The 18271-nt window shown below is 75.2% G+C and carries 18 protein-coding genes; 9 read left to right on the top strand and 9 right to left on the bottom strand.

Features of this window, described 5'->3' with window-relative positions; translation table 11 throughout:
* The first annotated feature begins 22 nt into the window (after positions 1 to 22).
* The 3 genes from ACYVO2_RS03715 to ACYVO2_RS03705 all read left to right on the top strand — a co-directional run bounded on the left by ACYVO2_RS03715 (position 23) and on the right by ACYVO2_RS03705 (position 3207).
* Positions 23 to 1303, top strand: coding sequence for an AAA family ATPase (locus ACYVO2_RS03715; RefSeq protein WP_461006096.1), 1281 nt, complete (start codon positions 23 to 25; stop codon positions 1301 to 1303).
* Positions 1300 to 2175: a DUF7192 family protein gene (locus ACYVO2_RS03710; RefSeq protein ID WP_461006095.1), complete on the top strand. Its 876-nt coding sequence runs from the start codon at positions 1300 to 1302 to the stop codon at positions 2173 to 2175. Before ACYVO2_RS03715 ends, ACYVO2_RS03710 begins: the two co-directional genes overlap by 4 nt.
* Before the next feature lie 72 nt (positions 2176 to 2247).
* Entirely contained in the window at positions 2248 to 3207 is a 960-nt protein-coding gene (locus tag ACYVO2_RS03705) for a D-2-hydroxyacid dehydrogenase family protein (RefSeq protein ID WP_461006094.1), read from the top strand.
* Between the two features lie 16 nt (positions 3208 to 3223).
* On the opposite strand, the gene ACYVO2_RS03700 is transcribed toward ACYVO2_RS03705, so the two are convergent.
* Positions 3224 to 3676 carry a hypothetical protein gene (locus ACYVO2_RS03700; protein WP_461006093.1) on the bottom strand — a complete coding sequence of 151 codons (453 nt, stop codon included), beginning with the start codon at positions 3674 to 3676 and terminating at the stop codon, positions 3224 to 3226.
* A gap of 71 nt (positions 3677 to 3747) precedes the next feature.
* On the opposite strand from ACYVO2_RS03700, the gene ACYVO2_RS03695 reads away from it, so the two are divergent.
* Both ACYVO2_RS03695 and ACYVO2_RS03690 read left to right on the top strand, forming a co-directional pair.
* Complete coding sequence (locus ACYVO2_RS03695) at positions 3748 to 4740, top strand: helix-turn-helix transcriptional regulator (RefSeq protein ID WP_461006092.1); 993 nt, start codon at positions 3748 to 3750, stop codon at positions 4738 to 4740.
* 31 nt (positions 4741 to 4771) lie between these two features.
* On the top strand, positions 4772 to 5509 hold the full coding sequence (locus ACYVO2_RS03690; RefSeq protein ID WP_461006091.1) for a Clp protease N-terminal domain-containing protein: 738 nt from the start codon (positions 4772 to 4774) through the stop codon (positions 5507 to 5509).
* Between the two features lie 35 nt (positions 5510 to 5544).
* Here ACYVO2_RS03690 and ACYVO2_RS03685 read toward each other — a convergent pair whose 3' ends face one another.
* Positions 5545 to 6774, bottom strand: a complete 1230-nt coding sequence (locus tag ACYVO2_RS03685) for a serine hydrolase domain-containing protein (protein WP_461006090.1) — start codon at positions 6772 to 6774, stop codon at positions 5545 to 5547.
* Between the two features lie 361 nt (positions 6775 to 7135).
* On the opposite strand from ACYVO2_RS03685, the gene ACYVO2_RS03680 reads away from it, so the two are divergent.
* The gene (locus tag ACYVO2_RS03680) at positions 7136 to 7732 is read left to right on the top strand and encodes a hypothetical protein (protein WP_461006089.1); all 597 of its coding nucleotides are present in this window, start codon (positions 7136 to 7138) and stop codon (positions 7730 to 7732) included.
* Between the two features lie 56 nt (positions 7733 to 7788).
* Here ACYVO2_RS03680 and ACYVO2_RS03675 read toward each other — a convergent pair whose 3' ends face one another.
* Complete coding sequence (locus ACYVO2_RS03675; protein ID WP_461006088.1) at positions 7789 to 8808, bottom strand: NAD-dependent epimerase/dehydratase family protein; 1020 nt, start codon at positions 8806 to 8808, stop codon at positions 7789 to 7791.
* A gap of 95 nt (positions 8809 to 8903) precedes the next feature.
* On the bottom strand, positions 8904 to 9047 hold the full coding sequence (locus ACYVO2_RS03670; RefSeq protein WP_461006087.1) for a hypothetical protein: 144 nt from the start codon (positions 9045 to 9047) through the stop codon (positions 8904 to 8906).
* Positions 9048 to 9282: 235 nt separating this feature from the next.
* Here ACYVO2_RS03670 and ACYVO2_RS03665 point away from each other — a divergent pair, with 235 nt between their 5' ends.
* Both ACYVO2_RS03665 and ACYVO2_RS03660 read left to right on the top strand, forming a co-directional pair.
* Positions 9283 to 9831: a flavoprotein gene (locus ACYVO2_RS03665; RefSeq protein ID WP_461006086.1), complete on the top strand. Its 549-nt coding sequence runs from the start codon at positions 9283 to 9285 to the stop codon at positions 9829 to 9831.
* A gap of 163 nt (positions 9832 to 9994) precedes the next feature.
* The gene (locus ACYVO2_RS03660) at positions 9995 to 10318 is read left to right on the top strand and encodes a 4a-hydroxytetrahydrobiopterin dehydratase (protein ID WP_461006085.1); all 324 of its coding nucleotides are present in this window, start codon (positions 9995 to 9997) and stop codon (positions 10316 to 10318) included.
* A gap of 46 nt (positions 10319 to 10364) precedes the next feature.
* On the opposite strand, the gene ACYVO2_RS03655 is transcribed toward ACYVO2_RS03660, so the two are convergent.
* Genes ACYVO2_RS03655 through ACYVO2_RS03645 form a run of 3 tightly spaced genes read right to left on the bottom strand, consistent with a single transcriptional unit; the run spans position 10365 to position 12728 of the window.
* On the bottom strand, positions 10365 to 11132 hold the full coding sequence (locus tag ACYVO2_RS03655; RefSeq protein ID WP_461006084.1) for an enoyl-CoA hydratase/isomerase family protein: 768 nt from the start codon (positions 11130 to 11132) through the stop codon (positions 10365 to 10367).
* A gap of 1 nt (position 11133) precedes the next feature.
* Complete coding sequence (locus ACYVO2_RS03650) at positions 11134 to 11571, bottom strand: Zn-ribbon domain-containing OB-fold protein (protein ID WP_461006083.1); 438 nt, start codon at positions 11569 to 11571, stop codon at positions 11134 to 11136.
* Positions 11572 to 11576: 5 nt separating this feature from the next.
* Positions 11577 to 12728, bottom strand: a complete 1152-nt coding sequence (locus ACYVO2_RS03645; protein ID WP_461006082.1) for a lipid-transfer protein — start codon at positions 12726 to 12728, stop codon at positions 11577 to 11579.
* A 100-nt stretch (positions 12729 to 12828) separates the two neighbouring features.
* Here ACYVO2_RS03645 and ACYVO2_RS03640 point away from each other — a divergent pair, with 100 nt between their 5' ends.
* Entirely contained in the window at positions 12829 to 14430 is a 1602-nt protein-coding gene (locus ACYVO2_RS03640) for a FadD3 family acyl-CoA ligase (RefSeq protein WP_461006081.1), read from the top strand.
* Between the two features lie 276 nt (positions 14431 to 14706).
* Here the strand turns inward: ACYVO2_RS03640 and ACYVO2_RS03635 are convergent, their stop codons facing one another.
* Both ACYVO2_RS03635 and ACYVO2_RS03630 read right to left on the bottom strand, forming a co-directional pair.
* Positions 14707 to 14904 (bottom strand): hypothetical protein, encoded by a 198-nt coding sequence (locus tag ACYVO2_RS03635; RefSeq protein WP_461006080.1) that lies wholly within the window; start codon positions 14902 to 14904, stop codon positions 14707 to 14709.
* 316 nt (positions 14905 to 15220) lie between these two features.
* Entirely contained in the window at positions 15221 to 18151 is a 2931-nt protein-coding gene (locus ACYVO2_RS03630) for an AfsR/SARP family transcriptional regulator (protein WP_461006079.1), read from the bottom strand.
* Between the last annotated feature and the right edge of the window lie 120 nt (positions 18152 to 18271).

Below are 18271 nucleotides of genomic sequence, written 5' to 3'. Positions count from 1 at the left end.
GGGGGTGCGGACAATCGCCGGTATGCGTGAGAGCACCAGGGTGGAAGTGCGGCGGATCGCGGGGGACGTGGCGAGTGAGACCGTCATGCGGTATGCCGACGCGCTCGCCAGATCCCCCTACGCCCGGCAGGCCACGGAGGCCGCGGCGCGGCAGGCGGCCGCGGAGGTGGCCGGGGAGGTGGCCGGGGAGCGGGTCGCGGAGGCCGAGCAGGTGGTCAAGGCCGCCGAGGCGGTGATCGGGGACTCCGCCGTCCGGACCGCGCGGCGGGTCGCCGGGGAGGTGGCCGAACAGGCCGCGGCCGAGGCGGTGCGGGAGGCGCGCGGGGCGGCGGAGGAGGTGCTGGACAAGGCGCGGGCGGAGCTGGCGGAGGTGTGGGCCAGGGCCAGGGAGGAGCTGGTGGGCGCCCGCGAGGAAGTGGTGCGGGCCGTGGGCGGGTTCGCCCGGGAGGAGGCGGCCCGCGCCGTCGCCGCGGTCGCCGCCGAGACGGTGCCGCCCGTGGTGGAGGTCAGGGTGGGGGAGGCCGCCGACCCGGTCCGCGTCGGCGGGCACACCCACGCCGTGCTGCCGGATGTGCTGCTCGCGCTGGGCGCGGGCTGCCACGTGCTGCTGGTGGGCCCGGCCGGGACGGGGAAGTCGATGATGGCGCGGCAGGCGGCCCAGGCGTTCGGGCAGGAGTTCCACGCCCTGTCGCTGGGGCCGACGACACCGATGAGCAAGATCTTCGGCTACTACGACGCGCACGGCCACTACCACGCGACGCCGTTCCGCCGCGCCTTCGCCGACGGCGGCCTGATGCTGCTCGACGAGCTGGACGCGGGCCACCCCGGGCTGCTGGCGGAGCTGAACCAGGCCCTGTCCATCCGGTCCTGCGCCTTCGCCGACGGCATGGTCGACGCCCACCCGGACTTCCGCCTGATCGCCACCGCGAACACCTACGGCACCGGCGGCGACCGGCAGTACGTGGGCCGCCAGGCGCTGGACGCGGCGACGCTGGACCGCTTCACCGTCATCGACGTGCCCGTGGACGAGGACCTGGAGGAGCGCTTGGCGCTCGCCCACGCGCCGTCGCGGCAGGCGGACGCGCGGCGGGTGCTCGCCCAGGTGCGGCGGCTGCGCGCCACCGCGGCCGAGAAGCGGCTGCCGGTGATGTTCTCCCCCCGGGCCGGCATCGACGCGGCCAAGCTGCTCCAGGCGGGGGCGAGCGTGGAGCAGGCCGTCCGGTGGCGGGTGGTGCGAGGGCTGTCGGCGGCGCACCGCTCGGCGCTCGGGCTCGCCGAGGACGGCGGGGAGGAGCGGGGGTGAGCCAGGAGCACCGGTGGGCGGAGGACACCGTCCACGCGCTGCCCCCGATCTGGTCCTGGCAGGAGTTCGTGGACCGGGCCCGCGCCCCCGACAGCATCGCCGACGGCTCCGGGCGCCACGGCCGCGACCAGTGGTGCGGCGCCACCTGGGAGGAGGCGCTGCGGCTGGCCGAGGACGGGTGGACCACCGTGCTGCCCCAGGTGGACGCCGAGGTGGCCGAGCTGCGCGAGCGGGTCGGGGACGAGGTGCTGACCACGGCCCTGGTGCCGGCCTGGGACGTGACCGGCAGCGAGGTGGACATCGGCGTCTACCTGAGCGGGGAGCCGGAGTGCATGGTGGAGGCGGTGCCGCAGCGGATCTCGGCGCGGGGCCGGGTGGTGACGTTCCTGGTCCCGGCCGGGTTCGTCAACACCACCCCGCACTCGGCCGTGCACCACCGGGGGGTGGCGCTGGCCGCGCTGTGCTCGTCGATCGTCTCGGCCGGGCACAGCGTGGAGATCTGGTCGGGGTTCTGCACCTATGTGGGCGAGGGGGAGCGGTTCGCCTCGGTGGCGCGGGTGGTCTCGGCGGCGGAGCCGCTGGACATGGGGCGGCTGATGTTCGTGATGGCGCATCCGGCGATGCTGCGGCGGCTGTGGTTCGCGGTGTGGGACAGCGCGCCGCGGCCGGTGGCCCGCCGGATGCGCGACGCGAACTACGGGTGGGAGCCGAACGGCTGCCGCCCGGAGGACCTCCCCGAGGGCATCACCGTCCCCTACGTCCTGCCGCACCTGTCGCCGGAGGACCCGCAGTGGGCGGGCGCGGACACCGCGCTGGCGTGGTGCCGGGAGACGTTCACCGGCCTCGGCCTGCTGCGGGCCGCCGCGGGGTGAGGGCCGCGGCGCCGCGGGCGGACCCCTTTGCGAGACTGTTCGGCAGCCCACCCGAGCAAGGAGAACGCCCCCATGACGCTGCGCTGCGCCGTCCTCAACGACTACCAGGACGTGGCCCGCTCCCTCGCCGACTGGAGCCCGGTGCTGGACCGGGTGGAGGTCACCGGCTTCACCGGGCACTTCGCCGACGAGGACGCGCTCGCCGCGGCGCTGCGGGACTTCGACATCGTGGTGACCATGCGCGAGCGGGTGCCCTTCACCGCCTCGCTGCTGGCCCGCCTGCCCCGGCTGAGGCTGCTGGTGACCACCGGGATGCGCAACTCCGTGATCGACCTCGCCGCCGCGGCCGAGCACGGGGTGACGGTGTGCGGCACGGCCAGCTCCTCCACCCCGCCGGTGGAGCTGACCTGGGCGCTGCTGCTGGGGCTCGCCCGCGGCGTCGTCGGCGAGAACACCGCGCTGCGGGAGGGCGGGCCCTGGCAGTCCACGGTCGGGGCGGACCTGCACGGTCGGCGGCTGGGGCTGCTCGGGCTGGGCCGGATCGGCGGCCGGGTGGCCCAGGTGGGGCTCGCGTTCGGGATGGACGTGGTGGCCTGGAGCCGCAACCTGACCGACGAGCGTGCCGCGGAGGTGGGCGTCAGGCGGGCCGCGTCGCTGGAGGAGCTGCTCGCGGGCAGCGACTTCGTCTCCGTCCACCTGGTGCTCGGCGACCGCACCCGCGGCCTGGTCGGCGCGCGGGAGCTGGCCCTGATGAAGCCGACCGCCTACCTGGTCAACACCTCCAGGGCCGCCATCGTGGACCAGGACGCGCTGCTGGCCGCCCTGCGGGAGGGCACGATCGCCGGCGCCGGGGTGGACGTGTTCGACGTCGAGCCGCTGCCCGCCGACCACCCCGTGCGCTCGGCGCCCAGGCTGCTGGCCACCCCGCACCTGGGCTATGTCACCGAGGGGAACTACCGGACCTACTACACCCAGGCGGTGGAGGACATCCGGGCGTTCCTCGCGGGGGAGCCCGTGCGGGTGCTGGGCTGAGCCGCGCGGCCGCGGCTCATGCCGCCCGGCTGAGCTCCATCACCCAGTTGACCAGCCAGGTCTCCCCGTCGTCCAGGGAGAACGCCTGCTCCCAGCGGGCGGAGTCCGCGGTCATGTCGGACCAGACGAAGCGCACCCGGACGTCCTTGCCGTCGTGGGTGTCGTCGCCGTGGAACTCGCCCCGGCCGCCGGTGAAGCGGCCGGTCACCGGGGGGAACAGCCGGCCGGTGCGGGAGCTCGCCCAGTACAGGGACCACTCCTCGCGCTCGGGGTCGAACAGGCGCAGGGTCAGCCCGGTCGTGCCCAGCGTCGGGAAGTCGATCTCGTCGAAGCTCGCGCCCCCGCGGAAGTGCACGGACGCGTGGGTGATGGCCGGGAACTCCTCCCAGGCGCCGTCCGGGTCGAGGAAGTCCAGGCGGCGGCGGTTGACGACGTTCCAGGTGCCGGTGAAGAAGTCGAAGTCGTGCACGGAGGGTCTCCCGAGTGGCAGGAAGCGATGATGCCTGGACCGTACGGCCGCTCCACTGACATCGTGTGTCAGTGAAGTCCAGCCGTCTGCTGACGATCCTGCTGCTGCTCCAGACCCGGGGCCGGATGACCGCCGCCGAGCTCGCCCGGGAGCTGGAGGTGTCGGTGCGGACGGTGTACCGGGACGTGGAGGCGCTGCACACGGCGGGCGTGCCCCTGTACGGGGACGCCGGGCACCGCGGCGGCTACCGACTGCTCGACGGGTACCGCACCCGGCTGACCGGGCTCAGCGCGGCCGAGGCCGAGGCGCTGTTCCTCGCCGGGGTGCCGGGGCCGGCCGCGGAGCTGGGCCTTGGTCCGGCGCTCGCGGCGGCCGAGCTGAAGCTGAGGGCGGCGCTGCCGCCCGCGCTGCGGGAGCAGGCGGACCGGATCAGGGCCCGCTTCCACCTGGTGGCGCCCGGCTGGTACGCGGACGACGAGGAGGTGCCGCACCTGCCGCGGGTCGCCGACGCGGTGTGGCGGGGCCGGGTGCTGGACGTGCGCTACCGGCGGTGGCGGGAGCCCACCGACGTCGAGCGGCGCCTGGAGCCGTACGGGCTGGTGCTGAAGGCGGGCCGCTGGTACCTGGTGGCCGGGCCGGGGCCGCGCACCTACCGGGTCGACCGGATCCTGGAGGTGTCCGTCGGCGAGGAGGAGTGCGGCCCGCCCGGCGACTTCGACCTGCCCGGGTACTGGCGGCGGTACGAGGCCGGGTTCCCCGCCCGGCTGACCGTGGGCGAGGCGGTGGTGCGGGTCGCCCCGGGCGCCGTCTCCCGCCTGCCCGGCCCGCTCGCCCGCGCCTGCGCCGGCACGGGGGTGGCCGAACCGGACGGCTGGACCAGGGCGGCCGTCCCCATCGAGTCCCTGGACCACGCCCACGGCGCGTTCCTGGCCCTGGGCACGGACGTGGAGGTGCTGGCCCCGCCGGAGCTGCGGGCCCGGCTCGCGGAGACGGCGCGGGCGCTGGCGGCGCGGTACGGGGGCGGGCCGGTGGGAGGCGGACAACCACCGTCAACCAAGGGTTGACGCCCTCTGATCGTCAACCTAAGGTTGACGCATGACCGAACCTCTCCGCGTCACCCCGGCCGTCCGCCTCGACGAGCTGATCGAGGCCGTCGTCAGAACCGACCCCGACCCCCTCAGGCAGCTCTCCGGCGCCGTCGTCGCCGCCGAGCACCTCGGGGAGGTGGCCGACCACCTCATCGGGCACTTCGTGGACCGGGCGCGGCGCTCGGGGGCGTCCTGGACCGAGATCGGCCGCAGCATGGGGGTGACCAAGCAGGCCGCGCAGAAGCGGTTCACCGCCAAGGGGGAGACGCCCCCGCTGGACCCGCGGCAGGGGTTCTCGCGGTTCACCGAGCGGGCCCGCAACGCCGTGGTGGCCGCGCAGAACGAGGCCCGGGAGGCCGGGAGCGCGCTGATCGGCCCGGCCCACCTGGTGCTGGGGCTCCTCGCGCAGCCCGCGGGCGCCGGGGCGCGGGCGCTGGTCGCGCAGGGGGTGCGGCCGGAGGCGGCGCGGGAGGCCGCGCGCGCGGCGCTGCCGCCGCGGGCGGCCGATGCGCCCGAGCTGGTGCCGTTCGACGCCGAGGCGCGCAAGGCGCTGGAGCTGGCCTTCCGGGAGGCGCTGCGGCTCGGCCACGAGCACGTCGGCACCGAGCACGTGCTGCTGGCGCTGCTGGAGCTGGAGGGCGGCTCGGGGCTGCTGTCCGGGCTCGGGGTGCGCAAGGAGACGGTGTCCGGGTGGGTGGAGCAGGCGGCCGCGGGCCGGGAGCAGACGGAGGAGTGGGAGGGCTGAGGCGGCGGCGGGGCGGGCGGGCGGCCCGCCCCGCGTCAGCCCTCGTCGTCCGCGGTGAAGGCGCGCATCGCCGCCTTCAGGGACCTCGCCGACAGCGCCTTGCCGCAGAACGCGGCCTCCAGGGTGCCGCCGAGGGCGGTGTTGGCCGGGCCGGTGTTGGAGGTGTTCGCCGTCGAGGCGAGGCTGCGCCCGCCGTCCCGGGTGGTGAACGCGTACGTGTAGTAGCCCTGCACGGTGCCGGTGTGGCCGTAGACCTCGGTGCCGCAGGACAGCTCGTAGCGGCGCAGGCCAAGGCCGTAGGAGCGGGTGCCGGTGCCGTCGGTCGGCGTCGTCGTCAGCATCGCGGCCAGCGTCGCGGGCCGCAGCAGGCGGCCCTTCAGCAGGGCAGAGGTGAAGCGGTTGAGGTCCCGCGGGCTGGAGATCATCGCGCCCGCGGCCTGCGCCCAGGAGAGGGTCTGCTCGGTCGCGTCCACCAGCGGGGCCCCGGCCTCGTCGGGCCTGAGGTAGCCGCGGACGTGGGTGCCGGGGATCACCGTCCCCGGGTGCAGGTAGAAGGTGTCGGTCAGGGCCAGCGGCCGGATGATCCGGGACTGGTAGGCGTCGGCGACGGGCCTGCCGGTGATCTCCTCGACGAGCGCGCCGACGATGACGAAGTTGGTGTTGGAGTACCGGTAGGCGGCGCCGGGCGCCCCGGTCCGCGGCTTCCTCAGGGACAGGGCGACCAGCTCCCGCTTGGTGAACACCGCCTCGCGCACGGCCTCGAAGCCGGGGACGGTCGCGGCGAACATGTCGTCGGTGTAGTCGTGCAGCCCGCTGCGGTGGGTGAGCAGGTGGCGGACGGTGATCCGGTCGTCGGGCAGCAGCCCGGGCAGATGGACGTTCACCGGGGTGTCGAGCCCCACCCTGCCCTCCTCCACCAACTGGAGCAGCACCACCGCGGAGAAGGTCTTGGTGACGCTGCCGACGCGGAACCGGGCGGCGGTGGTCATGGCGGCGCCGGTGGACCGGTCGCGGACGCCCTCGGTGAGGCGGTGGACGGTGCCCGAGTCGTCGAGGCGGGCCATGGCGCCCGGGGCGCCCTTGGCCATGGCGTCCCGCAGGGCGGTGCGCACGCCCCGGAGGTCGGGCGCGGCCAGGTCCGGCGCGGCGGGGGCCGGGGCGACCGGGGCCGGGGCGGGGGTGTCCGCCGCCGCCGCGGGGGCGGGCGTGGCGAGGCAGAGCAGGGCGGCCGCGGCCGCCGCGGGGCGCAGGGCGGGGAGGGGCACGGTGACACCTGCTCCGGTCGGGCTGGCGGAAGGCGGGGGGCGCCGCGCGGGGCGCCCCGACGGGACGTTAACAGCCGGGCCGGACCGGGGAGCGGCGCCGGGCTCACCGTCCACCCGCGGTCGCGCCCGCGTCAGCCGCCCGGCCGCTTCGCCGGGGTCGCGCGCCGTCCGCTAGCCTGTCCGTCCCCTCACACAGGCCACACGGGAACCGCACAAGTGATCGGCGCGTCGTAGGGGGCGGGCTGCTAGCCTGTCGTGCACCCATCAGTCCGCATACTTCCGGCTTCGGGCGGGCTTGCAACCACAAGTGCGGTATGTGCACCGCGCGATGACGTTAGTTCTCACTCGGGGGATCCATTCCATGACGCGTCGCCATGTCCGCGCCATCGCCGTGTTCGCGATCGTGCTCGTCACCCTGACGGGCGCACGTCGTTCCGACGGCGGCGGCTGCGACGACGACGGCGGCTCGAGCAGCAGTTCCAGCAGCTCGGGCGGCTTCACCACCGGAGGCGACTCCAGCAGCGTCGGGGGCGACTCCGGCACCACGGGAGGCGACTCCAGCACCACGTTCGGCAGCAGCTCCAGTTCGAGCTCGGGCACGAGCAGCGGCACCAGCACCACCACCACCGGCTCAAGCACCACCAGCTCGCCGGGCATGTACGACACCAACGGCGCCAACGACATCCGCATCACCGGCTGCGACTACGACGAGACGAGCAAGCAGCTCACCTCGGACCTGGTGATCACCAACCCGTCCACCTCGGACACCTTCAGCTACTCCGTGGTCTTCAAGTGGGAGAACAGCGCCACCGGGGAGAGCATGGGCACCGACTTCCTCACCGCAACGGTGGGGCCGGGCCAGTCCCAGAACCTGACCGCGGACTGGCCGTACCTCTCCTACGAGTCCGTCAACTTCCAGTGCAAGGTGGACTCCGCGAAGAAGTACCGGACGAGCTGACACAGCCGCAGCCCCGCGGCCGCCCCGCCCCACGAGGGCCGGGGCGGCCGCGGCGGCTAGCGGGACTCCCAGGCGGTCAGCACCGCCCGCTCCCGCTCCGGGTCCATGCCGGGCCTCGGGCCCGAGTGCCGGGCGTAGCGCGGCAGCACCTCGGGCGCCTCGGTGCTCAGCCACTGCCAGGTGTCGTGCAGCGAGTCCTCCACCGGGCGGCAGACCAGGCCGTCGGCCAGCGCCTTCTGCGAGGACGGCTGCCACAGCCCGGCCCAGTCCGGGCCGTGCGGCGCCCACAGCGGCAGCTCCGTCCACAGCTTCACCTCCTGCTGGACCAGGAAGCTGTCGTCCACCCACACCGGCTCGGCCCTGGAGCCGGTGACCCGGGCGCACATCTGGAGGAACTCCCCCCAGGTGGGCACGCCCAGCACACCGCTGGCCAGGTAGCGGCCGCTCAGGCCCTTCTCGACGGCGTCCAGGGTGAACGCGGCGATGTCGCGGGCGTCGATGAGCTGGAGCGCGCGGTCGGGGTGGCCGGGGGCGAGGAACCGCCCGCCCTCGGCGACGCGCCGCAGCCAGTACTCGACCCGCCCCACGTTGTCGTACGGGCCCATGATCAGCCCTGGGGAGAGAACGAGGGTGCGGCCCCCGGTGAAGTACCGCTCCGCGGCCCGCTCGCAGCCGGCCTTCAGCACGCCGTAGTCCCCGGCGTCCTCGCCCGCGTCGGGCTCGCACTCGTGGATGGGCGCGTCCTCGTCCACGGCCTTGGCGGGCCAGTCGGCGATGGCGCTGATGCTGGACACGAACACATAGGCGCCGGCCCGCGGGGACAGCGCGCGCGCCGACGCGGCGACGTCGCGCGGGGTGAAGCCGCAGACGTCCACGACGGCGTCCCACGGCCCCAGCGCCGCCAGCCGCGCCAGGTCCTCCGCGTCGGTGCGGTCGCCCCGCACCGCCTGCGCGCCGGGCACGTCGGCGCCGGTCCGGCCGCGGTTGAACGTGGTGATCTCCCAGCCGCGCGCCAGCGCGGCCTGCACGGTGTGCCGTCCGAGGAAAACTGAACCACCCAGTACGAGAAGCTTCATAACCGCAGCTTGCAGTGCGGGCCTCGCACAGCGACAGGGAGTTTCTCCATGGGCGCACACACTCTGCCGAACGCGAAAACCCTTGCGCGGCGGCTCTACCGCCGCCCGGCGGACGACTCCCGGGGCGCCAGGGCCCACAGCGCGGGCCCGAAGCCGCGGCGGTCCTGCCGGTCGGCCTCCAGCAGCGGTACGGCCGCGCACAGCATCCGGTCGGCGCGGGCCGGTTCGCGGGAGGACATGGCGCGGCGGCCGTCTCGGCCATCTGCACCAGCGCGCCGGTGACGTGCAGCAGCCCGCCGACTTCCCGCTGCATCGAGCCCGCGCGGCTTCGGAAGCGGCGCAGGACGTGGCCGACGTACAGGCGGGCGGGTGGTCGCAGCCACTTGGAACGGTACTCGCCCCCGGTGGTGCGAGACAGGTCTCGCCTCCGAGGTCACCCGGCCCGGGGGTGACTGCGTATGGTGTGATGCGCCCATGGCCACGCGTGTGCTCTACCTGTTCGGATCAGCCGCGCCGCCCGTCCACGGGTTCCCCGGCGTCGTACGCCGTGCCCAAGCGGCCGGGTGGGAGGTGTGCGTCGGGTTGACCCCGGCCGCTGCCGACTGGCTGGGGGGCCGTCTGGCCGAGATGGAGGCTCTGACCGGGCACCCGGTGCGGTCGGTGTACAAGCGGCCGGGCGAGCCGGACGCGTGGCCGAAGGCGGACGTCATCGCCTTCGCGCCGACCACGTTCAACAGCATCAACGCCTGGGCGCTCGGGCTGACGGACCGGTTCGTCGTCGGTGTCGTCGCCGAGGGCATCGGCAAGCGCATCCCCACCGTGACGATGCCGTGCGTCAACGCCGCCTACGCACAGCATCCCCAGTTCGAGCAGAGCGTGGCCACTCTCCGGCGTGCGGGCGTCACCGTCCTCCACGGCGAGGGCGGGTTCGTGCCGAACCAGCCCGGCCAGGGGAAGCCGGAGGCGTATCCGTGGCACCTCGTGCTCGACGCCGTGCAGCGGCTGCGCGGTGACGCGCCATGAGACAGCCGCTCCGACGGCGAGGAGCGCCCCGTGAACAGCTCTTGCCGCCGCTGTGCGGAAAGGATGCCCAGACAGCGAGGCGAGGTCATGCGGCTGTGGCAGGATGCGCCCGTCGGCCGGGACGTCGCCGAGGTCCTGGCGCCCGTGATGGGGAGGGGATGACGTGGCCGAGGCACCGGTGCCGCTCTCGGAAGAGGAGATCACGGACCGGATGGCGGGCGTTCCCGGGTGGGAGCGCGTCGGGGACGAGATCACCCGGACGTTCGGGATCCGCTATCACGGCGCGGTGGCGATGATCGTGCACGTGGCGGACGTCGAGCGGCTGATCGGCCATCACGCGGACATCGACCTGCGCTGGGGCCGAGTGCGGTTCGGGATCACGACGCACGACGCCGGGCACAGGCTGACCGATGCGGACTTCGACCTGGCGAGAAGGATCGACGCGATCGCCGAGGCACACGGGGCCGAGCCGGTCCCTCCGGGGTGAGGCGAGCGCCCCGCGGGATGAGCCGGGGCGCGGCGTGCGCGCCGACTCAGCGCACCCGGTGCCCCCGCCCCCGCCCCGTGAACAGCTCCTCCTGCCGCTCCGCGGGCAGGTTGCCGAGGCGGACGAGGTAGGGGGCGACGGCCAGCGCCTGGGCGCGGGACAGCTCCTTCGCTGCCCAGACGGCGCGGACCGTGCCCTGTACCGCCTCGGGCGGGTACGAGGCGAGGACGGCGGCGGTGGCGCGGGCGGCGGGCAGCAGGTCCGCGGCGGGGACGACCTCGGAGACCAGGCCGATCTCGTGGGCCCGCCGGGCGCTCATCCGCTCGGCCGCGCCCAGCAGCGCCAGCCGCATCACCTCGCCGAGCGGCATGCGGTGCGCCAGGTGCACGGCCTCGTAGGCGCTGACCATGCCGTAGCCGGTGTGCGGGTCGAAGAAGGTGGCGTGCTCGGCCGCGAGCCAGAACTCGCACTCGCCGAGCAGGTAGAACGCGCCGCCGCAGGCCATGCCGTTGACCGCGGCGACGACCGGCTTCCACAGGTCGGCGGTCTTGGGGCCGAGCCGGACGGCGGGGTCGTCGAGCATGTAGGGGGAGGCGGGCTGCGGCACCCGCACGGACCGGTCGATGCCGGTGCAGAAGGCCCGGTCCCCGGCGCCGGTGAGCACCACCGCGCGCACCGTGTCGTCGTGGCGCAGCGCCCGCCACAGGGCGTGCACCTCGTCGATCATGGTGAGGTCGAAGGCGTTGAGCCGCTCGGGCCGGTGCAGGGTGACGGTGGCGACGCCGTCGGCGGCCTCGTAGCGCAGGGTCTCCACCTCACCGCTCCAGCAGCCAGCGCGGCACGGTGACGCCGTCCGCGATCTCGTGGAAGCACACCCGGACCGGGGCGCCCACGCGCAGCCGCTCCGCGGGGAGGGCGCCCAGGGCCGCGCCGGGGTGGGGCACCGGGTTGCCGACCAGCCGGATGCCGGGGTCGTCGGCGAGCTCCACCAGGGCGACGGGGTAGGGGGCCTGCGCGGCGTAGGCGGGCAGCAGCGGCGGGTGGGCGATCACGAACGACCAGATCCGGCCGCGTCCGCTCATCCGCTGCCAGTGGCTCGCGAACGACTGGCAGTGCGGGCAGCACGGCCGGGGCGGGAAGCGGCGCCTGCCGCAGCCGTCGCACGCCTGCACCCGCAGCTCGCCCCGCCTGGCGTACTCCCAGAACGGGGCGCCGTCGGCGTCCTCCCACGGCAGCAACGGCTCCTCGGCCACGGGTGTCACCTCCTCAGCAGCAGGGCGGACGTGGGCACGGCCTCACCCGCGGTGACCAGGCAGGTGGCGGCGTCGGGGACCTGCGCGGTGGAGGTGCCGCGCAGTTGCCTGACGCCCTCGTTGATCAGGTTGAAGCCGTGCACATACGCCTCGGACAGGCCGCCCCCGCCGGTGTTCAGCGGCAGTCGCCCGCCGAGCTCCAGCGCCCCGCCCTCGGTGAACGCCCCGCCCTCGCCGCGCCCGCAGAAGCCGTAGCCCTCCAGGGAGAGCAGCACCAGCGGGGTGAACGCGTCGTAGATCTGGGCGACGTCCACGTCCCGCGGGCCGAAGTCGGCGCGGCTCCACAGGTGGCGGGCGGCGGCCCGGGACGGGCCGGACAGCGGGTCGTCGTTCCAGTAGTTGACCATGCCGTGGTGCTGCGGCGGCAGGCCCTGGGCGGCGGCGTGCACCCACACCGGCCGCCCGCGGCAGTCGCGGGCCCGCTCGGCGGACACCACCACGCAGGCCAGGGCGCCGTCGGTCTCCAGGCAGTTGTCGAACAGGCACAGGGGCTCGGAGATCCAGCGGGACGTCATGTACATCTCGCGGGTGAGCGGCCGCTCGTACATCACCGCGTGCGGGTTCTGGTTGGCGCGGTTGCGGCAGGCCAGGGCGACGTTGAACAGGTGGTCGCGGGTGGCGCCGGAGGCGTGCAGATAGCGCCGGGTGAGCATGGCGATCTCGTCCACCGGCCGCAGCAGCCCGAAGGGGCGGGTCCACTGGGCGGGGGTGGGCAACTGGACGGCGGTGGAGGTCCACGGCCGCGGGCCCGAGCCGCGCTTGCGGGACCGCCAGGCGACGCCGACCCGGGCCTGCCCCGCGGCGATGGCGGCGGCGAGGTGGGCCACGGTCGCGCAGGAGCCGCCGCCGCCGTAGCCGACCTTGCTGAAGAAGGTGACCTCGCCCGCCCCGATGGCCTTGGCGAGCTCGACCTCCTCGGTCTCCTCCATGGTGAACGAGGCGAACGCGTCCACCTCCGAGGGGTGGATCCCGGCGTCGTCCAGGGCGGCGAGCACGGCGCGGCAGGCCAGGGTCTTCTCCGGCTCCTCCAGGCGCCTGGCGAACGCGGTCTGCCCGATGCCGACGATCGCGGTGGCGTCCTTGACGGTGGCGGGCAACGGTCACCTCCCCTGAATCTGATGCCTCGTCAGACTACGTCGTGCGGGCGCGGCGGAGAAGGGGCTAACCTGACGGAAGGTCAGTTCTCAGGGGGTCGCCATGGGGCGTGCGGAGCGGTGGGGGACCATACCGGGCCTGGTCGACGCGGCGGCGCGGGACTTCGGGGCCGCGGAGGCCGTGCGGGACGGGCGGACCTCGGTCGGCTTCCGGCAACTGGGCGAGCGGGTGGAGCGGGCCGCGGCCGCCGCGGTCGCCGCCGGGGTGGAGCCCGGCGACCGGGTCGCGATCTGGGCGCCCAACAGCCTGGACTGGATCACCGCCGCCCTCGGCGCGGTGAGCGCGGGCGGGGTGCTGGTGCCGCTCAACACCCGCTTCAAGGGCGCCGAGGCGGCCTGGGCCCTGGAGCGGACCCGGGCGAGCCTGCTCTTCGTCACCGGCACCTTCCTCGGCACCTCCTACGTGGCGGCCCTGCGCGCCGCGGTGCCCGGCGGCTGCGGGGGAGCGGGCCCCCTGCCCGGACTGCCCCGGCTGCGCGCCGCCGTCGTCCTCGGCGACGACGCCCCGGACGGCTTCCGCACCTGGGCCGACTTCCTCGCCGCGGGCGACGCCGTGCCGCGCGCGACCGTCCGCGCCCGCGCCGCCGCCGTGCGCCCCGACGACCCCGCCGACATCCTGTTCACCTCGGGCACCACCGGCCACCCCAAGGGCGTCGTCACCACCCACGCCCAGACCCTGCGGGTGTACGAGACGTGGAGCGGGCTCGCCGGACTCACCGAGGGCGACCGCTACCTCGTCGTCAACCCCTTCTTCCACACCTTCGGCTACAAGGCGGGCGTCCTGGCCTGCCTGATGCGCGGCGCCACCGTCGTCCCCCAGCCGGTGTTCGACGCGGAGACGGTCCTGGCCACGGTCGCCGAACGGCGCATCACGGTCCTGCCGGGCCCGCCCACCCTGCACCAGTCCCTGCTCGACCACCCGGCCCGCGACTCCTACGACCTGTCCAGCCTGCGCCTGGTCGTCACCGGCGCCGCCGTCGTCCCGCTGCGCCTGGTCCAGCGCCTCCGCGACGAACTGCGCGTCCCCACCGTGCTGACGGCGTACGGCCTGACGGAGGCGACGGGCACGGTGACGATGTGCCGCCCCGGGGACCCGGCGGAGGTCGTCGCCCACACCTCGGGCCGCCCCATCCCCGACACCGAGGTGAAGGTCGCCGGGCCCGACGGCCGCGCGCTCCCCCCGGGCCGCCCCGGCGAGGTGCTGGTGCGCGGCCACCACGTGATGCGCGGCTACTTCGAGGAGCCCGAGGAGACCGCCAGGGCCGTGGACGCGGACGGCTGGCTGCACACCGGGGACGTGGGCGTGCTCGACGAGTCCGGCAACCTGCGGATCACCGACCGGCTCAAGGACATGTTCGTCGTCGGCGGCTTCAACGCCTACCCCGCGGAGATCGAGCGGCTGCTGGCCCGCCACCCCGACGTCGGCGAGGTCGCGGTGGTCGGCGTGCCCGACCCGCGCCTGGGCGAGGTCGGCAAGGCGTATGTGGTGCGGCGCCCCGCGGCGGCCCTGACCGCCGAGTCCCTGCTGGCCTGGGCGCGCCGCGAGATGGCCAACTACAAGGTGCCCCGCCGAGTGGAGTTCGTGACGGCGCTGCCCCGCAACGCGAGCGGCAAGGTGGTCAAGGCCCGGCTGCGACGGCAGTGACGGGCGGCGGCCCCCCGACCGGCGGCCCGCGCCCCGATCCGCGGCCCCGGCCGAAGCCGAGCGCGGACCGGAACACGGCCGAGGCCGGCCGCGGCGCCCCCCTCCGGCCGCCACAGCCGACCTCTGCCTCTTCCCCCCCTTTTACTCCCCCCTGCTTCCCCCGGTCCGGCTCCCGGTGTTCCCCCCCAGGCTCCCCGGGTCGTCCTGTTGCTTTCCCCCGTTGTCCCCCCGTGTGGCCCCCGTGGCGGCACACACGACCGGTCGTCCGGCGCCCTTTTACCGCTGGGCGTCGTCCGTGGTGCTGTCCGGAACCCAGTTGTCCGGGTCGGCCACCGGCTTGGGGCTGTCGGGCACCCAGTTCTTGTTCGGGTCGGTGACGGGACGCGGACTGTCCGGCACCCAGTTGGCGGGCGCCAGACCCGGGCTGACCTGCGGCTCCCCCGAACCGCCGGTCTCCGGTGTCGGTGTGCTCATGGTGTACTCCCAGTGGTCGCTTGCTGCCGTGCTCCGGCCCCGGCGGCGGGCGGGCGCGGCCACCTGCGAAAAGCCTCGCGGTGACTACCCCCGTCAGCCACCGTGCGGCCTTCGGTGACCGCGCCACACTAACCGCGTGGTTCCGGGCCGAGTGCCACCCTTCCCCGGGATGTTGCGATTCCGGGGTAGTGCAGCGGTGGTTCTGTGACATTCAGCTTCGCCAGAGGGAATCAGCGACCGATAAACGGCGGATAAACGCCGTGCGTTGCGGCCTGTTCCGGCAGGCGGCGGGCCGGGCTCCCGCCCCGCCGCCGCCCTACGCCACGGCCCGTCCGCTGTCGCCGTCCAGCAGTTCCCGCACCCCGTCCGCCTCCGGCGCCCGCACCTTCTCGAACAGGGCGAGCGCCTCGTGCCAGCAGCCGCGGGCCCGGTCGGTGTGCCCGAGGCGGTCCAGCGCGTGCCCCAGGGTGAGCAGCGCCTTGCCCCGGCGCTGCTCCCCGCCGATGTCGCGCAGGATCACCAGCGCCTGCTCGGCGTGCGCCGCGGCCTCGGCCGGACGCAGCGCGTCCAACTGGGTGTTGGCCATCCGGAAGTACGTCATGCCCTCCCAGAAGCGCTGCCTGCCCTCCTGGAAGATGGCCAGGCCCTGCCGGAACCGCTCCATCGCCTCCCCGTACCGCCCGGCGGCGTGCAGCGCCAGCGCCAGGGTGTAGCAGCCGGTGCCCAGGCGCAGCGTGCCGCCCAGCTCCAGGTGCCCGGCGACGGCCTGCTCGCACGCGGCGACGGCCTGCTCGGGGCGGCCGAGCTCCATGTGCACCCGGCCCAGGTTGCCCAGCGCGGCGGTGGCGCCGTAGCGGTTGCCGTCGGCCCGGAAGGCGGTCAGGGCCTGCGCGAAGTACTCGCCCGCGTCCTGGAAGCGGCCCTGGAAGATGGCCACCATCCCGCGCAGGTTGGGCGCGTAGGCGCAGGTGAGCGGGTCCTTCGCGGCGATGCCGAGCAGCAGGGCGCGCTCGGCCTCCTGGTCGGCCTCGGCGAACCGGCCCACCAGGTGCCTGGCCTGCCCCAGCACGATCCTGGCCCGCGCCTCGCTGCGGGCGTCGCCGTGGGCGCGGGCGTGCTCGGCCACGGTGTGGGTGGCGGCCTGGTACTGACGCGCGTAGGTGCCGGACTCCATCAGGTCCTGCACCACCAGCAGCACGTCCGCGGCCCGGCGCAGCAGCTCCGGGTCGGCGGCGGCCCGCTGCACGGCGGCCAGCACGCACGGGCCCTCGGTGAACAGCCAGTCCAGCGCCTCCTGGCCGTCGCCGAACGCCAGGCCCTGCCGTCCGGTGCCGGACAGGTGGTCCAGCAGCCGGTCCCCGGGGTTCTCCAGGCCGTAGGCGCCGGAGCCGGTGGCCAGGTAGAAGTCCAGCAGCCGGGACAGCGCGGCCCGCCGCTCGGCCCGCGGCTCGTCCTGCTCGGCGCGGCCCCGCGCGTACAGGCGCAGCAGGTCGTGGTAGCGGTAGCGGCCCGGCGCCGCCGACTCCAGCAGGCTTATGTCCACCAGGGATTCGAGGAGCTCCTCGGCGTCGTACTCGTCGGCGTCCAGCAGGGCCGCGGCGGCGGACAGCGAGATGTCGGGGCCCTCGGGCAGCGCCAGCAGGCGGAACGCCCGGGCCTGGGCGGGCTCCAACTGGCCGTAGCCGAGCTCGAAGGTGGCGGTGACGGCGAGCTCGCCGACCCGCAGCTCGTCCAGGCGGCGCCGCTCGTCGGCGAGCTTGCGGGCCAGCAGCGACACCGTCCAGGTGCGGCGGGTGGCCAGGCGGGAGGCGGCGATGCGGATGGCCAGGGGCAGGAAGCCGCAGGCGGCGACGACGTCCAGCGCCGCGTCGCGCTCCCCGGCGACCCGCTCGGGCCCGACGATCCGGGTGAACAGGGTGAGCGCCTCCTCGGGGCTCATCACGTCCAGGTCCACCAGGTGGGCGCCGGGCAGGTCGCTCATCCGGGTGCGGGAGGTGACCAGCACCGCGCAGCCGGGCGTGCCGGGCAGCAGCGGGCGGACCTGGGCGGCGTCGCGGGCGTTGTCCAGCAGGGCCAGCACCCGCCGCCCGGCCAGCGTCGAGCGGTACAGCGCGGCCCGCTCCTCCACCCCGTCGGGGACGGTGTGCCCGGGGATGCCCAGCGCCCGCAGGAACGCGCCCAGCACCGCCTCCGGGTCGGCCGGGCTCGGCCCCGTGCCGAGCAGGTCCACATAGAGCTGGCCGTCGGGGAAGCGGTCGCTCGCGGCGTGGGCGACGTGCACGGCCAGGGTGGTCTTGCCGACGCCGCCGATCCCGGCCACCGCGGACACCGCCATCACCCGGCCGCCCTCGGCCTGCGCCAGCTTCTCGCCCAGCTCGTCCACCAGGGCCTGCCGCCCGGTGAAGTCGGCGACGGAGGCGGGCAGTTGCGCGGGCCGGACGAACGCCCGCTCCTCGGCGCCGCCCGCGGGCGCGACCGCCGCCTGCGGGGGCGGGGCCAGCGCCGGGTCGGCCTCCAGCACCCGCTGGTGCAGCTCGGCCAGCTCCGGGCCCGGGTCCACGCCCAGCTCGTCGGCGAGCAGCCGCCGGGTGTCGTTGTAGACGCCGAGCGCCTCCGCCTGCCGCCCGCCCCGGTACAGGGCCAGCATCAACAGCGCCCGGAACCGCTCCCGCAGCGGGTGCTCGGCGGACAGCGCCGTCAGCTCCGAGACCGCCTCCGCGTGCCCGCCCAGCTCCAGGTCCAGCTCCAGGCGGGTCTCCAGCAGGGTCAGCCGCCACTCGGCCAGCCGCGAGCGCTGCGCCTCCGCGTAGGGGCCCGGCACGCCCGCGAGCGGCTCGCCCTCCCAGCACTCCAGCGCCGCCCGCAGCAGCGCCCTGGCCCGGCCCGCCTCGCCCGCGGCGCGGGCCTTCTCCGCGTCGGCGGCCCGCTGCTCGCACACCTGGAGGTCGAGGCCGCCGGGCGCCACCTTCAGGGCGTAGCCGCCGGAGTCCGACACCAGGGACTCCGGCCCCAGGGCCTTGCGCAGCCGGAACGCGTAGGTGCGCAGCGCCGCCACGGCCTTGGCGGGGGGCTCCTCGCCCCACACCGCGTCCAGCAGCTCCCCCGAGGTCACCGTCCGCCCAGCGCGCAGCAGCAGTGCCGCGAGGACCGCGCGCTGCTGCGGCGAGCCCACCTCGAGCGGCTCGTCCCCCCGTCGCGCCCGCACCGGCCCCAGCACCGCGAACCGCAGATCTGCCTCGCGTCTCATCGCAGTCCCCGTGTCCGGGTCTCACCGGCGCGACGTGCGCCGGCTCTTCAATGCCTCGTCCATCGATCGTTCATCGCGCACCGGGACAGTCGTCCCGGCGGACCTTCCCGCACCACCTCC

It is taken from the genome of Streptomyces capparidis, from assembly GCF_054782095.1.
The sequence above is the reverse complement of the archived record's forward strand: the minus strand, read 5'-3'. Positions and strand labels throughout refer to the sequence as shown.

What these genes read in the sequence shown, in the direction of transcription:
- ACYVO2_RS03715 (WP_461006096.1), top strand. Translation starts at nt 23, where the DNA reads ATGCGTGAGAGCACCAGGGTGGAAGTGCGGCGGATCGCGGGGGACGTG.
- ACYVO2_RS03705 (WP_461006094.1), top strand. Translation starts at nt 2,248, where the DNA reads ATGACGCTGCGCTGCGCCGTCCTCAACGACTACCAGGACGTGGCCCGC.
- ACYVO2_RS03690 (WP_461006091.1), top strand. Translation starts at nt 4,772, where the DNA reads ATGACCGAACCTCTCCGCGTCACCCCGGCCGTCCGCCTCGACGAGCTG.
- ACYVO2_RS03680 (WP_461006089.1), top strand. Translation starts at nt 7,136, where the DNA reads ATGACGCGTCGCCATGTCCGCGCCATCGCCGTGTTCGCGATCGTGCTC.
- ACYVO2_RS03675 (WP_461006088.1), bottom strand. Translation starts at nt 8,808, where the DNA reads ATGAAGCTTCTCGTACTGGGTGGTTCAGTTTTCCTCGGACGGCACACC.
- ACYVO2_RS03670 (WP_461006087.1), bottom strand. Translation starts at nt 9,047, where the DNA reads ATGTCCTCCCGCGAACCGGCCCGCGCCGACCGGATGCTGTGCGCGGCC.
- ACYVO2_RS03665 (WP_461006086.1), top strand. Translation starts at nt 9,283, where the DNA reads ATGGCCACGCGTGTGCTCTACCTGTTCGGATCAGCCGCGCCGCCCGTC.
- ACYVO2_RS03640 (WP_461006081.1), top strand. Translation starts at nt 12,829, where the DNA reads ATGGGGCGTGCGGAGCGGTGGGGGACCATACCGGGCCTGGTCGACGCG.
- ACYVO2_RS03635 (WP_461006080.1), bottom strand. Translation starts at nt 14,904, where the DNA reads ATGAGCACACCGACACCGGAGACCGGCGGTTCGGGGGAGCCGCAGGTC.
- ACYVO2_RS03630 (WP_461006079.1), bottom strand. Translation starts at nt 18,151, where the DNA reads ATGAGACGCGAGGCAGATCTGCGGTTCGCGGTGCTGGGGCCGGTGCGG.